The organism is Halalkalibacter sp. HAAS-P014 (assembly GCF_056619965.1).
In genome coordinates, this window is the sequence record NZ_JBWQTV010000021.1 from 130,951 (window position 1) to 147,028 (window position 16,078).

At 37.0% G+C, this 16,078-nt stretch carries 13 protein-coding genes; all 13 read left to right on the plus strand.

Annotated elements, in window-relative coordinates:
- Positions 1 to 14: 14 nt before the first annotated feature.
- Complete coding sequence (locus AC1FXZ_RS17185; protein WP_480055883.1) at positions 15 to 875, plus strand: fumarylacetoacetate hydrolase family protein; 861 nt, start codon at positions 15 to 17, stop codon at positions 873 to 875.
- A gap of 340 nt (positions 876 to 1,215) precedes the next feature.
- Positions 1,216 to 1,905, plus strand: a complete 690-nt coding sequence (locus AC1FXZ_RS17190) for a Na-translocating system protein MpsC family protein (RefSeq protein ID WP_480055885.1) — start codon at positions 1,216 to 1,218, stop codon at positions 1,903 to 1,905.
- 304 nt (positions 1,906 to 2,209) lie between these two features.
- Positions 2,210 to 2,896: a Na-translocating system protein MpsC family protein gene (locus AC1FXZ_RS17195; RefSeq protein ID WP_480055887.1), complete on the plus strand. Its 687-nt coding sequence runs from the start codon at positions 2,210 to 2,212 to the stop codon at positions 2,894 to 2,896.
- A 96-nt stretch (positions 2,897 to 2,992) separates the two neighbouring features.
- On the plus strand, positions 2,993 to 4,186 hold the full coding sequence (locus AC1FXZ_RS17200) for an ATP-binding protein (protein WP_480055889.1): 1,194 nt from the start codon (positions 2,993 to 2,995) through the stop codon (positions 4,184 to 4,186).
- A gap of 360 nt (positions 4,187 to 4,546) precedes the next feature.
- A complete protein-coding gene (ggt, locus tag AC1FXZ_RS17205) occupies positions 4,547 to 6,199 on the plus strand; it encodes a gamma-glutamyltransferase (RefSeq protein ID WP_480055891.1) in 1,653 nt (550 codons plus the stop codon).
- A gap of 47 nt (positions 6,200 to 6,246) precedes the next feature.
- Positions 6,247 to 6,819 carry a chromate transporter gene (locus AC1FXZ_RS17210; RefSeq protein ID WP_480055893.1) on the plus strand — a complete coding sequence of 191 codons (573 nt, stop codon included), beginning with the start codon at positions 6,247 to 6,249 and terminating at the stop codon, positions 6,817 to 6,819.
- Entirely contained in the window at positions 6,820 to 7,353 is a 534-nt protein-coding gene (locus tag AC1FXZ_RS17215; RefSeq protein ID WP_480055895.1) for a chromate transporter, read from the plus strand.
- Between the two features lie 161 nt (positions 7,354 to 7,514).
- On the plus strand, positions 7,515 to 8,873 hold the full coding sequence (locus AC1FXZ_RS17220; RefSeq protein ID WP_480055897.1) for an aminotransferase: 1,359 nt from the start codon (positions 7,515 to 7,517) through the stop codon (positions 8,871 to 8,873).
- 220 nt (positions 8,874 to 9,093) lie between these two features.
- Positions 9,094 to 10,407 carry a polysaccharide biosynthesis protein gene (locus AC1FXZ_RS17225; protein WP_480055899.1) on the plus strand — a complete coding sequence of 438 codons (1,314 nt, stop codon included), beginning with the start codon at positions 9,094 to 9,096 and terminating at the stop codon, positions 10,405 to 10,407.
- A gap of 296 nt (positions 10,408 to 10,703) precedes the next feature.
- Positions 10,704 to 12,137: a PTS system trehalose-specific EIIBC component gene (gene treP / locus AC1FXZ_RS17230; RefSeq protein WP_480055901.1), complete on the plus strand. Its 1,434-nt coding sequence runs from the start codon at positions 10,704 to 10,706 to the stop codon at positions 12,135 to 12,137.
- A 142-nt stretch (positions 12,138 to 12,279) separates the two neighbouring features.
- Positions 12,280 to 13,956 carry an alpha,alpha-phosphotrehalase gene (gene treC, locus AC1FXZ_RS17235; protein ID WP_480055903.1) on the plus strand — a complete coding sequence of 559 codons (1,677 nt, stop codon included), beginning with the start codon at positions 12,280 to 12,282 and terminating at the stop codon, positions 13,954 to 13,956.
- 30 nt (positions 13,957 to 13,986) lie between these two features.
- The gene (treR, locus tag AC1FXZ_RS17240) at positions 13,987 to 14,703 is read left to right on the plus strand and encodes a trehalose operon repressor (RefSeq protein WP_480055905.1); all 717 of its coding nucleotides are present in this window, start codon (positions 13,987 to 13,989) and stop codon (positions 14,701 to 14,703) included.
- Between the two features lie 226 nt (positions 14,704 to 14,929).
- On the plus strand, positions 14,930 to 15,985 hold the full coding sequence (locus AC1FXZ_RS17245; protein ID WP_480055907.1) for a nitric oxide synthase oxygenase: 1,056 nt from the start codon (positions 14,930 to 14,932) through the stop codon (positions 15,983 to 15,985).
- Positions 15,986 to 16,078 lie beyond the last annotated feature (93 nt).

Genomic DNA, 16,078 nt, shown 5'->3' on the forward strand with positions numbered 1-16,078 from the left:
ACTAGGTGATGACTATGAAAATTGCGACAGTCAGTATTGAAGGAAGAGAAACGGCCGGAATTGTAACGAATAAAGGAGTTATACCTATAAAGATTATAAATGAGATGGAAAATACTAATTTTGCTCAGTCTCTTTACGAATTATTGGAAACAGGTCAATTTCAAGAGTTAAATAAGTGGTATAAAGAAGAAGGAGAAACACGACTTGCCAAAAAGCAATTAAAATCTCTTACCAAGCCTACATATGCCCCACTCTATCGTACTCCTCGGAAAGTTTGGGGAATAGGAATGAATTATGTGAAAATGAGATCGGAGTTAGGAGGATTAGAAGATTCTGATCCGGTGTTTTTTATGAAACCTGATACTAGTATCATCGGAACAAAAGATCAGATTGAAATTCCTCGACAATCAACAAGGACAACTGCAGAGGCAGAATTAGCCATTATTATTGGAAAGCAAGGGAAAGATGTACCGGAAGATGAAGTCGAAAATTTCATTGCAGGTTATACCACAGCTTTAGATATGACTGCTGCTGATATTCATGCCGAAAATCCTCGTTTTATGCAAAGATCAAAAAGCTTTGATACATTTTTTAGCGTTGGGCCGGTGATGGTAACAAAAGACGAAGTCCCTGAATTAGCAACACTTGAAGTAAAAACAATTGTAAATGGAAGCATTGAACATGAAAATAAAGTAGAAAACATGATTTATCGGCCTACTTACATCGTTTCCTTCTTATCACATGTGACGACATTATTACCTGGAGACATGATCATTACTGGTACGCCAGGGGCTGCTGTTATTCGTGAAGGTGATGTAGTCGAATGCCAGATTACCGGATTTGACTTACTATCTAATCCAGTAATCCAAAATTAATTTATAAAAAATTGCCTTAATATTATAATCAGAGAGTATTATTTGAATAATACGTGATAGTATGATACAGTTAAGTAGATTGTTGTCTAGAAGTGTCAATGATAGTTTTCTAAAAGGTAGTAGGCATACTCTACGTTCATAAACCTAATAATTAAATATAATTGGTAAATGGAAGAATATATACATAGTATAGAAGTCTTATTCATGGCCTAACTTCTCCACGCTTGTGGAAAGTTAGGCCATTTTTTATTTTGGGTATAAAAGTAAAAAAACAATGTAATTCGTAAGGGTATTTATAAAATTTTCCCCACTAGCTTTATAAGGAGGACGTTAATAAAAAATGATCAAGGAAAGTAGTCGGCAAAAGGATTTAACACATTTTAGCAGTTTGTTATCAAAGGTAATGAAAAGAAAATTCGGGAAAGGCCCAGAAACTTGTAATGTAGAGGTTGGTAACAATATTGTTGTCATTAATGTTAATAGTTTTAAGACACCAACGGAAGAGGTTTTGATAAGGAATGATGAAGTATCCCTTGCCTCCAAAGTTAGAAAGATTTTAATGAAGGAAATCTTTGATGAAATAAAATTAGAGGCTTCACTTCTAACAACATTTGATATTAATACGTGTTACTGTGATTGGGATTATGAACAAAATTTAGGAGTAATTCTGCTTACCAACGAAAAAGGCTTAGCTAAAGAAATAGGCGAGGAGTCGTTTCGATTAGCAATAAGTGAGAAAGTTCAGGCTATAAGTGAAAAAATACATAAAAAGCCGAATCAGATAAAAGCCCAGTTTGTTTCTTCTTCATTACTAGTTCTGGAATGTTCCGGTGTTTTAACGAAAACTGAAAATCTATTATTTGAAAATGGTTACGATGATTTATTAATGGGACGTTCATTCGAGATAAGAAAGAGTTATTACCAATACGTCAATGAAATTGAAACGGTTACCGGCAGTCGTGTTAAACAATTATTTTTAATGTGGGATTATAGACAAAATAAGAACTTTATAGTTATTTATACACTATAGGTTCTCTATCTTATTATATAGGGACTATGAAAAGCTGAGACAGAAAACAGAACAAAATTTTTAAAACAGTGTTAGAAGTGTATTGAATATTTTATGATTAAATGCTGGAACTTTGGGGAAGCTATTATAAGAAGAAAAAACTAGACTGACGGACTCAGATATAACTACTCTCGTGGTAAATAAATGAAGGGGACCTAATTCGACTACAATTTAAGGTAACGTTAAAAGGTTATCTTGTGGTATACTAGTGATGGTCGGTGTCTTAAAGGCATTGATTATGGTGCCCTTTTGAAAGAGGGATTGAATGTTGGAGTTTCAAGAGCAATTAAATCATATAAGCAGTTACATAAGTAAATTATTAAGAAAGAAATTTGGAAGAGGACCTGAAGCATGTACAGCAACCCTTTCAAAAAGAAATATGGTCATACATATACGTGGGTTTATATCCCCTATGGAAGAGGTTCTTCTTCAGCAAGGGAAATCTAGCGATGTTGATAATGCTAGAACCTTGATCATTGCCAATGTTTTGGAGGAGCTAAAAGGAGTTGTCCAAATATCGTTGGGGGCAGACATAGCAGACTATTATCATGATTGGAACTTCCCGAATAATACAGGCGTCATTGTTCTTGAACTGGAAAAGGAGATTGAACAGATGCGCGAGATAGAGCCTTTTTCGTCGTTACCTTCTTTTGAGGCTGAAATTGCCCGTATCAGTGCTTTAGTTCAAAAAGTTCCTGATTGTATTGAAACGGTATTTCATTCGGAGAACATTATTATCGTCAATAGATTTGGGATATTAATACCAATCGAAAAAGCTTTGATTTCTAAGGGTTTTGAAAGAGAACTAATTTTCACAAAGGATGAGTTAGAGAAAAGTTACTTTCATCGATACGGTAAATTTCAAGAAATGCTTAAAAGGTCTGTTCGTGACATATTTATTGATTGGGACCTAAAGAGGGATAAATCAATAATGATATTTATTTTACAATAAAATAATCAAGGTAAATGTGGGAAATAAAAAGTCGTACATGGCCTAACTTCACTTATTAAGAGAAGTTAGGTTTTTTTCTATTTAAGAGGAGGAACTATGCTAAAGAAGAGATATAGTATATTAATCGGGATTTTTCTGTTGAGTGTATTAATTGTGTTCATAATGTATTTGGTTAAGAGTGTTGTCATGCAAGGGTTGATACTTTTTGGTATAGGGAGCATATTGTTTTATATTTACCAAGAATACGAAAAAAAAGAGAGGCTAGTCCAGCAGAATACAGAACGAATTATTGAATATTTATCTCTACCATTATTAGTAGTAGCGAATGGAGAGATTTGTTATGTGAATCAAGCGGCACTAAAATTGTTCGAAGCTAAGAAGAAAAAGGACATACTTACTGAGCCGATAGCCAATTATATACATTTAGGCAATAATAAAGTAGCCGATACCAAAGAACTTGGTAATCAGTCTCGAGTGGTTGCTGGGGCACTGAGAACGTTAGCTGGGAATACAATTGATGTGGGATTACAGCAGATGATGTTAGAGGATCAATCTAGTTCGAGTTACGTTTTAATCATGGAAGATATCAGAGAAGAACAAGAAAATCAAAAGAAGTTGCAACATTTTGAACAGTTATCTGTATTAGGTGAGCTTGCAGCTGGCATTGCCCATGAGATAAGGAATCCCATTACGAGTTTGAAAGGTTTTTTACAAATGATGGAAAGTTCAAACCTAGATACAAACTCTACTACTTATACAAAAATTATGTTATCGGAAATTGATCGGATTAATATGATTGTTAATGAGTTGCTCCTTTTGGGGAAACCGAAAGAGTTGATGATTAAAAAACACAATCTTATTCATATTATTGAGACTGTTCTTACACTAGCAAAGACTCAGGCGATTATTTATAATATCGAAATTGATCTTGTTATGGACCGGAACTTGAAACAAGTTATGATCAAATGTGATGAAAATAGATTAAAGCAAGTCCTCATTAATATTTTAAAAAACGCTGTTGAGGCAATGCAGCAAGAGGGGACAATTGTTGTTAACGTTACAAAGAAGGGTTCCTTTATTCATATTCTGATTATTGACGAGGGGAAAGGGATCCCGAAGGAAAAGTTAGATAAAGTTGGCAAACAATTTTTCTCAACGAAGGAAGAAGGAACAGGACTAGGTTTGATGATTAGTACCCGTATTATTGAAGAACATGGTGGCGAAATGAAAATAGAGAGTGAAAAAGGAAAGGGGACAACGGTTGATATTAGCTTGCCTTTTAAAGGATGAGATAAGAAAGAGGCCACTGAAAAAAAACCTTAAAGAAATCTCTTCATGTTTTGGAGAGGTTTTTTGTGGTTGTCTGAAATTATATCTAACGAAGTGAACAGGAAAAGAAATATCTTGGGACCTGACTTTTAAACAGTTCTACAATTTTTCATGTTAGATTTCCTTACAAAAAATTCTTAATATTTTAAATATGATGTACAATGGACGAATACACTTTAAAACTATTAAGTGCTTAATCTGCTCAAATTAGTTACATTTAGTTAACTTAAACTGAAAATAAATTTCGTTTTGTATAAATTTATCCTTAAAATAATTAACAAAAGATAATACAATAAGTATAGAGAGGAAAGGGTGGGATATATGACTTCTAAAAATAATCAAGCTTATCGTGCGACAACGATGGGACCTAGTGGAATGATCACTACACCTCACTATTTAGCTTCACAAGCAGGAATGAACATTTTACAAAATGGAGGTAATGCTTTAGAGGCAGCCATTGCAGCGGCTTCTACTATCTCTGTTGTGTACCCTCATATGAATAGCATTGGGGGAGATAATTTTTGGTTAATTTATAATGCAAAGACAAAAAAAGTGGAAGCTCTTAACAGTAGTGGGCGTTCAGGAGAGAATGCTTCCATTTCCTATTACGAAAACCAAGGTTTGAAGAAAATACCGGCTCGAGGCTATTTAGCGGCCAATACCGTACCGGGAGCAGTTGCTGGTTGGGAGGAAGTATTTCAGTATTCAAAAAATAATCTTGATTATTCATATTCTTGGAAGGATCTATTGCAATCAGCTATCCACTATGCCCAAAATGGCTTTGCTGTAACGTCGAGTCAAGAGCGCTGGACGAATGTGAATATTAAAGAAGATGATACTGAGTTTAGATGTTTACAACGTTTTGATGAATTTAAGCGTATTTTTCTGAAGCCTGATGGTACTACTTATAAAAAAGGAGAGGTAATCAAGCAAGAAGATTTGGCGCGTACATTAAAAGCTATTGCTGATGAAGGTGCTAAAGTGTTTTATGAAGGAGATATAGCAAGACAAATTGTCGGAGAACTTCAGGCTAATGGTGGTGTGTTAACACTTAATGATTTTAAACAGCACCGCTCTAATTGGGTAGATCCGATTAGTGTCGATTATCGAGGTTATACAGCGTATAATCTGCCACCGAACACACAAGGGATGGCTTCATTATCAATTTTAAATATTTTAAATAACTTTGACTTTTCCTCAATTGAAGAAGGTTCTACAGAGTATTATCACTTACTCATCGAAGCTACGAAACTTGCATTTGCAGACAGAGATCAATGGTTAACAGATCCTGATTTTATAGATATTCCTTTAGAAGATTTGCTGTCAAAATCACATGGAATGGAACTAGCTAATCGAATTAATCAGCAGCTTTCAAAGCAAATGGAAAAGCAGTTAGATCCAAAAGGGGATACAGTGTGGTTTGGCGTTGTTGATAAAGAAGGAAATGCGGTTTCTTTCATTCAAAGTATCTACCATGATTTCGGATCGGGAATTATTCCAAAAAACACAGGGGTACTATTGCAAAATAGAGGAAGCTTTTTCTCGTTGGATCCGAATCATATTAATTGTTTGCAGCCAAATAAAAGAACATTCCATACGTTAAATCCAGCGATGCTGTTAAATGGAGACGCACCACACCTTGTATATGGAACAATGGGTGGAGAAGGACAGCCACAAACACAGGCAGCCCTTGTTACAAGAATGATAGATTATCAGTTCGATGTGCAGGCAGCCATTGAAGCGCCTAGATGGTTATATGGACGAACGTGGGGAGCTAGCTCAAATAGTTTGAAAGTTGAATCAAGAATACCAGAGGAGACAATTCAATCTCTAAAAGATCTTGGGCATGATATAGAAATAATGGATGGATTTACTGATGTCATGGGGCATGCAGGGGCGATTCGAATCGATAATAACCGTCTTAAGCATGGTGGAGCTGATCCGAGGGGAGATGGCTTAGCCTTAGGTTATTAAAGGGTTTATAGAAGTTGGTATTTTTAACAAATGACGGAGGTTTACTTGTGAAAACTCATATCAATTTATTTATTGCGTTTTTCAGGTCAGGTATTTTAGGTTTTGGAGGAGGACCATCTGCTATTCCTTTAGTTCATAAAGAAGTTGTTACGACGTTTAAATGGATGAATGATGACGAATTTAGTGACGTCTTGGCCCTTGGCAATACTTTGCCTGGTCCGATCAACACGAAAATGGCAGGGTATATCGGTTATCGCGTTGCGGGTGTGTTAGGAATGATTAATGCTGTGCTGTCATCGATTGTTCCAACGATTCTTATGATGATAGTCCTTTTGACAGCCTTGACATCTTTCAAAGATCAACCGTGGGTGGAAGGGATGACTAGAGGTGTCATGCCGATTGTTGTTGTCATGATGGCAACACTGACGTGGGACTTTTTTAAAAAGTCCAAACAAGGTCTTGGTTGGGCAGTTAGCATTACGATGCTTTTAGTCAGTTTATTGTTAATTGAATTTTTACACGTCCATCCGGGGATCGTTATAGCAGTGTTACTCTCATATGCTTTGTTTAAACCGAATAAGCCACAAAAAGAAGTGAAGCAAGAGAGAGGAGTGAACTAATTGATATATTGGGAGATATTTCTTGCATTTTTTATCCCGGGTATTGTTGGTTATGGTGGAGGTCCCGCATCGATTCCACTAGTCGAGTATGAAGTTGTGGCCCGATATCAATGGATGACGGTAGAAGAATTTAGTGAAGTGTTAGCACTAGGAAATGCCTTGCCTGGACCGATTGCCACGAAGATGGCAGGGTATATCGGTTTTGAGGTTGGTGGTGTTATAGGTGCAATAGTCGCTGTTTTTGCAACGGTTGCCCCTTCTTTAATTTTAATGATTGCACTTTTAGGACTCCTATATAAATTTAAAGATTCTCCAAAAGTAAAGAACATGACATCTCTAATCCGTCCAACAATCGCGATCCTATTAGGAGTATTAGCATATCGCTTTTTAGAAAGTTCCTATGTAGGTGCAGGTATCTGGCATACGTTGTTTTTAATCATTGCTGGTTTCTTATTATTAGAAAAGTGGAAAGTCCATCCTGCCTTTGTGATTTTAGGTGGGCTTGGCTACGGAGCATTATTTCTAAGCGCCTAATTAGAACTACATAATAGATATGACGAAAAGAACCTTACTTATTAGATTAGGTAAGGTTCTTTTTTTATGGGTTTACAACAATTCTGCCTTACGTTAGACGGTATCTCCCATTCTAAAGTATCGATGCAATAAATAAAGATGTATAAAAAGGAGGGACGGTTATGTCAAATTCAGAAAACAACTTGAACCAAAAGAAAGATGATGCATACGTATGGCATGCAATGAAGCCCTATAATCCTGATAATACAGTTATTGCAAAAGAGGCTAAAGGGGTGTGGGTGACCGATGAAAAAGGGAATCGTCTATTAGATGCAATGTCTGGATTGTGGTGTGTAAATATAGGTTATGGCAGGGATGAATTAGCAGAAGCTGCCTATGAGCAAATGAAAAAACTTGCCTATTTTCCTCTTACTCATAGTCACTTGCCTGCCATTCAGTTAGCAGAGAAGATTAACACGTTATTGGATGGAGACTATGTTATCTTTTATTCAAACAGTGGGTCAGAAGCGAATGAGGCAGCCTTTAAAATAGCTCGGCAATATCATCAACAAAAAGGAGACCTTAATCGATATAAATTTATTTCTAGGTATCGGGCGTATCATGGAAATACAATGGCCTCATTAGCTGCTACTGGGCAAGCCCAACGAAAATTCAAGTATGAACCACTTGCTTCTAGTTTTCTGCATGTCGCCCCTCCAGATACGTATCGCAACCCACCTGATGACCAAAAGATAGGAAGAGATCGAGAAGAAGTAAAAGCAATTGAGCAAATGATGGTTTGGGAGTTAGAGGAAACGGTAGCTGCTGTTATTATGGAGCCAATTATAACTGGTGGCGGGATACTTCTACCACCGGACGATTATTTGAAATCCGTAGAGGAAGTTTGCAAAGAAAAGGGTGCATTATTGATTATTGATGAAGTCATCTGTGGATTTGGTCGTACAGGAAAACCATTTGGTTTTATGAATTATGGAGTGAAGCCAGACATTATAACAATGGCAAAAGGGATTACAAGCGCTTATTTTCCTCTATCGATTACAGCTGTAAAAAGAGAGATATATGATGCTTTTAAAGGATCAGAAGAATACGATTATTTTAGACATGTCAATACATTTGGAGGAAGTCCAGCTGCGTGTGCAGTGGCCTTAAAGAATCTAGAGATCATGGAGAATGAAGGCCTCTATACGAGAGCTGAAGAGGTCGGGAAAGATATGGTAACTCAATTAAAGCAATGCCTTGATACGCACTCTAAGGTTGGGGACGTACGAGGAAAAGGGTTACTAATTGGAATCGAACTAGTTAATGACAAGAAAACAAAAGAACCGATTCATGCCGATTATACCAATAGAGTTGTTGCGAAATGTAAAGAAGAAGGTGTCATTATCGGGAAAAATGGGGCAACTGTTGCTGGGTTTAATAATGTACTAACGATTGCCCCACCTCTCATTATCAATGAAGATGAAGTGAAAATGGTTGTACGGACGGTTGCTCGTGCAATAAATGAATGCGTGTCTAACTAAGCTAAAGTTGAGGTTGCAATAGCTCCGGTCGTTATGTGCCTTCTAGAGGGGTGACCCACTTCTCTCAAGGCTTTAAATCGGGATGTGTCCAAAGGTCTGAACCTGACCTTTAGGCACATCCCTTTTTTGTTGTGTCTAACAAATTTTTTCTTTTTCTTACCCATAATTTGACTACTTGTCTCATATAAATTATGGACAGGATGTAAGGGAGAGAATTATTTTGAAAATCTTTTTTAAAAGCGCGTTATTATTAATTGTTGTGGCTTTTATTGGTGAGTGTATTGAGTTTTTAATTAACATGGTATTGGCAAGGGAGCTTGGAGAAGAAGGTCTTGGGCTTTATATGTCTATTCTGCCAACGGTTCTTTTCATAGTTGTAATAGCAAGTCTTGAGCTTCCTATTTCCATTTCTAAGTTTGTAGCTGAGAAGGAAGAAATTTTTCATCGTAGTATGTTAATGCATGCGCTGCGTTTTGCGACTCTTTGCACGATGGTCTTCTCTATTATTGCAATATGGTTACTCCCAATTATCCCGGTGTTTGACCGGTATCATCCACTTGTCCCTTGGTTATTCATTCTACTTATTCCAATTATTGCGTTTTCCTCTGTCGCAAGGGGTTATTTTATGGGTGCCCAAAAGATGGGGAAAATTGCCTTTGCTAATTTCTTGAGACGTGCTGGGCAGCTCATCTTGTTAGTTGCCCTCTTTATGTTCACATCCTTTGAGACAGAAGTGGCATTATTAGTCGCTCTGTGTACATTGATAGCGAGTGAATTGTTAGTATTGAGTTTTCTATTAGTAGCTTTTTTGATCCAAATGCGTGTGTTAAAACGGAAACCAAGAGCGAATTTGGCTGGTAGCAAAGTTAGAAAAAGTCTACTGGAAGTCTCAATACCAACAACGGGTTTACGAATATTCCATGCTGCAACTTTTGCAGTGAAACCTTTTTTTATAAAAGAAACTCTCGTTAGAGCCGGAATGGTGGACTCGCTAGCAATGGTTCAGTACGGGAAAATGGCGGGAGTGGCTTTTTCAATTGGGTTCTTTCCTGCTTTTATTGCTCACTCTCTGTTAATCGTATTGATTCCTACTGTATCTGAGGCTTACTCAAAGGGCGATATTGAAAAGTTGCGTTCTCTGCTTAGAAAAGTAATGTTATTAACGGCTGCGTATGGGGTACCTGCAGTAGCAATATTTTATTTTTTTGCTGAGCCATTAACAAGTTTGTTTTTTGAAAACTCACCGGCTATTCGATATTTACAGTTATTAGTTCCTTACTTTTTGTTTCATTTTTTTGTGATTCCGATGCAAGCCTATTTGATTGGAATTGGGTTAGTAAAAGAAGCCTTTGTTCATGCACTTTATTCATCCATTTTCTCGTTTGCCATGATGTATTTCTTAGGATCTATGCCGAGTTTACAAATGGATGGAATTATTCTTGGGATGAATATGGGGGCTGTTCTTCTGACTCTTATGCACTATGTAACCATTTGTAAGAAGATTGGTGTGAATTTACTCTTACAAAAAACATAATAAGCACTTTAAATCTTGTGGAAGTCTGATCCGAGTGGGGTCAGGCTCTTTTTTGTTTATTTTTTAATTCTTATGGGGAATATCTCGTTAGTACAAAGGAAAAATACCACTAACTAATCAAAAAGGTGGAGTAAAATACGAAAGTTTCCTAAGTATTTTAGAAAATTACGACTACGAGGGAATTGTTGACACACTTGTACATACAAGTTAGAATGAAAACGTAATCACTTGTATATACAAATGAAATTTGTTGAAACATAAAATCGGAGTAATCGTTCGATAAAGGGGGAAGAGAGATGAGTAAATACACAGACTCAGCTAAAGAGTTGCTCGAGCATGTTGGAGGCAGTGACAATATTTCCGTTGTAACTCACTGTGCTACAAGAATGAGATTTGTCTTAAATGATCCTAAAAAGGCAAATGTTGAAAAAGTAGAAGAAATTGATATTGTAAAGGGTACATTTACCAATGCCGGTCAATTTCAGGTTATTGTAGGGAATGAAGTAGCTTCTTTTTATAACGAGTTTACAAAGATTGCCGGAGTAAGTGATACATCGAAAGAAGACGCAAAAGTTGCTGCTAAGCAAAATATGAACGTGCTGCAGCGAATGATTGGACATCTTGCTGACATTTTTACGCCGTTAATTCCGGCGTTAGTTGTTGGGGGTCTAATATTAGGTTTTAGAAACGTAATCGGCGAAATCGATATGATGAACGGTGGAACGCAAACATTAGTAGAAGTATCACAATTTTGGGCTGGTGTTCATGCGTTCTTATGGTTAATAGGTGAAGCGATATTTCATTTCTTGCCGGTTGGGATAACGTGGGCGATTTCTAGAAAGATGGGGACCACTCAAATTCTTGGTATTGTTTTAGGTATTACACTTGTATCTCCACAATTGCTTAATGCTTATGGTGTAATTGGTACGGATGAAATACCAGTTTGGGATTTTGGCTTTGCTACAGTAGATATGATTGGGTATCAGGCGCAGGTTATTCCGGCTATTCTTGCTGGGTTTGTTCTTGCGTACCTTGAATTAGGTTTACGTAGAGTGATTCCAAGCGTTGTTTCAATGATTTTTGTTCCATTTTTCGCGTTAATTCCAGCGGTATTGGTAGCGCATGTAGTACTAGGTCCAATTGGTTGGACTATTGGTTCATGGATTTCTTCAGTTGTTTATGCAGGTTTAACATCTGCCTTTGGTTGGTTGTTTGCAGCGCTATTTGGATTTGCTTATGCACCACTCGTCATTACAGGGCTCCATCATATGTCCAATGCAATTGATTTACAATTAATGAGTGAATTTGGTGGAACGAATTTATGGCCGATGATCGCATTATCAAATATTGCGCAAGGGTCAGCTGTTGTCGCGATGATTATGTTAAATCGTAAAGATGAAAAAGAGAAACAGGTTTCGGTTCCAGCAGCCATTTCTTGTTATTTAGGTGTCACAGAGCCAGCGATGTTCGGTATTAACTTACGATATATGTTCCCGTTCCTCGCTGCAATGATTGGGTCATCAATGGCAGCTATCATTTCTGTAGGAAGTGGGGTTATGGCGAACTCAATTGGTGTTGGTGGTATCCCTGGAATTCTTTCAATTCAAGTACCACACATGTTGATGTTTGCCCTTGCAATGCTTGTTGCAATAGTTGTTCCAATTATCTTAACGATGATTTTAGCTAAGACAAAGATGGGTGTTAATGCTTACAAGCGCTTAGGGAAGTAATAATGTTGACAAAAAAAGGGTAGCAACTCGAATAGTTGTTACCCTTTTTAAGAATTATACATATCAGAATAAGGACTATCTCGTATACGTATTTCTGATTTCGCTGGAACAATGAAAATGTTAATAGAGGACGGTGCTAACGATGAATGAATGGTGGAGAAAATCAGTTGTCTATCAAATTTATCCTAAGAGTTTTAACGATACAACGGGGAATGGTGTTGGAGATTTACAGGGAATTATTGAAAAGTTAGATTACTTAAAAAACCTTGGTGTTGATGTATTGTGGCTAACACCTGTTTATGCTTCACCTCAAAAAGACAACGGATATGACATTTCCGATTATTATTCGATTCATGAGGAATACGGAAATATGGAAGATTTCGACCGCTTGCTGGAAGAAACGCATAAGCGTGGAATGAAGCTAATTATGGATTTAGTTGTCAATCACACGTCAACAGAACACGAATGGTTTAAAGAATCAAAGAAGTCGAAAGATAATCCGTATCGAAATTTCTATATTTGGAAAGACCCTGTTGATGGTGGGGAGCCGACAAATTGGCAATCGAAATTTGGAGGAAATGCATGGGAGTATGATGAAAAGACAGGTCAATACTATTTGCATTTGTTTGATGTTACTCAAGCAGATCTTAATTGGGAAAATGAAAGGCTGCGCCAACATGTGTATGATATGATGCATTTTTGGTTTGAAAAGGGCATTGATGGATTTCGTTTAGATGTAATTAATTTAATTTCAAAAGATCAAACGTTTCCGAATGATGATGGTAGTGTAGCGCCTGGTGATGGTCGTAAGTTTTATACGGATGGTCCTAAAGTCCATGAATTTTTGCAAGAAATGAACAAAGAAGTTTTATCTAGGTATGACAGTATGACCGTTGGAGAAATGTCATCAACTTCGATTGAACATTGTATTCAATATTCAAATCCAAAAAGTAATGAACTAAGCATGACCTTCAATTTCCATCATTTGAAAGTCGATTACCCTAATGGGGAAAAATGGGCTCTTGCTGACTTTGATTTTCTGGCTCTAAAAGAAATATTAACAAAATGGCAAGTTGAGATGAATAAAGGTGGAGGATGGAATGCGCTTTTCTGGTGCAATCATGATCAACCAAGGGTTGTAACTCGCTATGGAAATGACACAAAGTATCATAAGGAATCAGCTAAGATGCTTGCAACAACTATTCATTTAATGCAAGGGACACCTTACATTTACCAAGGTGAAGAATTTGGAATGACTGATCCAGGATTTGATTCAATTGAGGATTATCGAGATGTAGAAACGCTTAATTATTATCGCATCATGAAAGAAAAAGGCTTGCCAGAAGAAGATATAATGGAAATTATTAAGCGTAAATCAAGAGATAATTCTAGGACGCCTGTTCAATGGAATGATGAAGAAAATGCTGGGTTTACAACAGGAACCCCATGGATTCCTGTCGTACGAAACTATAAAGAAATTAACGCGCAACGTGCAGTGACTGACCAAAGCTCGATTTTTTATCATTTTAAAAAATTGATTCAGTTACGAAAAGATTACGATATTTTAACAGTAGGGGACTATAAGCTTTTATTGAAAGAAGACTCACAGTTGTTTGTTTACGAGCGTTCGAATGGAAATGAGAAGGTTCTTGTCATTAATAATTTCTACGGAAAAGAGGCAACGTTTCAAGCGCCAAAAGAGTGGGTCGAATTAGGCAGCACTAGTGAAGTACTGATCTCTAATTATGAGGACGCCAAGCCACTTAAGGAAACGATGGAGCTTCGCCCATATGAGTCTCTCGTTTATTATGTAAAATAAACATGATACACTTACTTTAGGTGAGATAAAATGACAAAGAGCAAATTTCAAATGATTTATGATGATCTGTCAGAGCAAATTCAAAATGGAACTTTAAAAGCCAATGAACTCCTACCCTCTGAACATGATTTAGCTGAAACATTTAAAGCTTCGCGAGAAACGATTCGAAAGGCTTTGAAGTTGTTATCTGAACATGGCTATATTCAGAAGATGCAGGGCAGAGGTTCGATGGTGCTTGATATAACAAAGATTAACTTCCCGATATCTGGTCTCGTAAGTTTTCGTGAACTAGCAGATAAAATGGGAAAGCGAGCGAAAACGGAAGTTGTGCTTTTAGAAGAACAACGAATCTCAAAAAAGATGCAAGAAGAATTTCAAACGGTGGAAGAGTGTGACGTTTGGAATGTAGTGCGTGTACGTGAAATTGATCGTGAACGTATTATCCTAGACAAAGACTATTTACTCTCTTCAGTTGTACCTGGACTAACTAAAGAGATTTGTGAGAGTTCGATTTACTCCTATATTGAAAAAGTACTTGGTTTATCGATTAGTTTTGCAAAGAAAGAAATTACTGTTGAATTACCAACAAAAGAAGATGAAGAACTTCTTGACCTAAAAGAATTTAATATGATTGTCGTTGTTAAAAGTCATGTTTATTTAGATGATACAACACTTTTTCAGTATACTGAATCAAGACATCGGCCGGACAAGTTTCGGTTTGTAGATTTTGCAAGAAGAATTCATTAAAAGTTTTGTCTGAAATACGAGGATGACGTAGAGAAACCCTATTCTTTACGAGTCATCCTCGTATTTTTTTGTGGTGACTATCGATGAATTGCTTAATTAGTACAGAATGATTGTTCTTAATTAGACACTTCCTCTTATTTGTTGTTGAGGTATGATGAATTTGTGTAGAAAAGGAAAACTCGTGAACAATAAAATGAAGGATATCTATAAACGAGGTGAAAAGAATATGTTGGATGAAGCGCGATCGTTTATTGAAACGTGTTATAGAGAATTAGGAAAAAGTGAAGATGAAGCAGCGAAAAGGCTTTTACAAATAGAAAAAGAAATCAATGAAACAGGTACTTATACTCAAACGTATGAAGAATTAGCGCATGGCGCACGTATGGCTTGGAGAAATAGCAATCGTTGTATCGGTCGTTTGTTTTGGGAGTCAATGCATGTGCTTGATGAGAGGGAACTCACAACAGAAGAGGAGATAGCGAATGCTCTTTTCTTTCATCTTCAATATGGAACTAATGGTGGTAAGGTTATTCCGACGATAACTGTTTTTCGTCCTGGGTTCGTACGGATTTTGAATCACCAGCTTATTCGTTATGCTGGTTATGAAACGAAGGAAGGCATTATAGGTGATCCGGACTCTGTAGTTTTCACTCGATTTTGCGAAAAGCTAGGTTGGCAAGGGGAGAAAACAGCCTATGATGTATTGCCACTAGTGATCCAAATCATGGACCGAAAACCTCAATGCTTTTCAATTCCGAGAGAGTACATAGTAGAAGTGAAAATAGAACATCCGATGATCGCAAAATTTGAAGATCTTCAATTAAAGTGGTACGGTGTTCCGTTTATTGCTGATATGAAGCTTGAAATTGGAGGCATCACATATGAGGCAGCGCCTTTTAATGGTTGGTATATGGGGACGGAGATTGGAGCTCGAAATTTAGCCGATCAAAAACGTTATAATGTCCTGCCGAAAGTTGCCAATCTGTTAGGGATAGACACGACAAGGGACTCTTCATTATGGAAAGATCGTGCTCTTATTGAGGTAAATGCAGCTGTATTACATTCCTTTAAAAAGCAAGGGGTAAGCATAGTCGATCACCATACGGCAGCAAAGCAATTTAAGCAATTTGAGGAAAAGGAACGTAAGACGGGCAGAGAAGTGACGGGAACTTGGTCCTGGTTGATTCCACCAGTCTCTCCGGCTGCAACTCACATATTTCATAAAGATTATGAAGATAAGATTGTAAAACCCAACTACTTTTATCAAGAAAAATTATATTAAGTCTAAAGGGAACAAAAAGAGGCTACTGAATGGGGCAGTTATCCTGCTGTATTAGTAGCCTTTTTACGTTTGTCTTTTACATAGGCAGTTTTC

Excerpts from the sequence above, each read along its gene's own strand:
- AC1FXZ_RS17185 (WP_480055883.1), top strand. The coding sequence starts at position 15 with ATGAAAATTGCGACAGTCAGTATTGAAGGAAGAGAAACGGCCGGAATT.
- AC1FXZ_RS17190 (WP_480055885.1), top strand. The coding sequence starts at position 1,216 with ATGATCAAGGAAAGTAGTCGGCAAAAGGATTTAACACATTTTAGCAGT.
- AC1FXZ_RS17195 (WP_480055887.1), top strand. The coding sequence starts at position 2,210 with ATGTTGGAGTTTCAAGAGCAATTAAATCATATAAGCAGTTACATAAGT.
- AC1FXZ_RS17200 (WP_480055889.1), top strand. The coding sequence starts at position 2,993 with ATGCTAAAGAAGAGATATAGTATATTAATCGGGATTTTTCTGTTGAGT.
- ggt (WP_480055891.1), top strand. The coding sequence starts at position 4,547 with ATGACTTCTAAAAATAATCAAGCTTATCGTGCGACAACGATGGGACCT.
- AC1FXZ_RS17220 (WP_480055897.1), top strand. The coding sequence starts at position 7,515 with ATGTCAAATTCAGAAAACAACTTGAACCAAAAGAAAGATGATGCATAC.
- treP (WP_480055901.1), top strand. The coding sequence starts at position 10,704 with ATGAGTAAATACACAGACTCAGCTAAAGAGTTGCTCGAGCATGTTGGA.
- treC (WP_480055903.1), top strand. The coding sequence starts at position 12,280 with ATGAATGAATGGTGGAGAAAATCAGTTGTCTATCAAATTTATCCTAAG.
- treR (WP_480055905.1), top strand. The coding sequence starts at position 13,987 with ATGACAAAGAGCAAATTTCAAATGATTTATGATGATCTGTCAGAGCAA.
- AC1FXZ_RS17245 (WP_480055907.1), top strand. The coding sequence starts at position 14,930 with ATGTTGGATGAAGCGCGATCGTTTATTGAAACGTGTTATAGAGAATTA.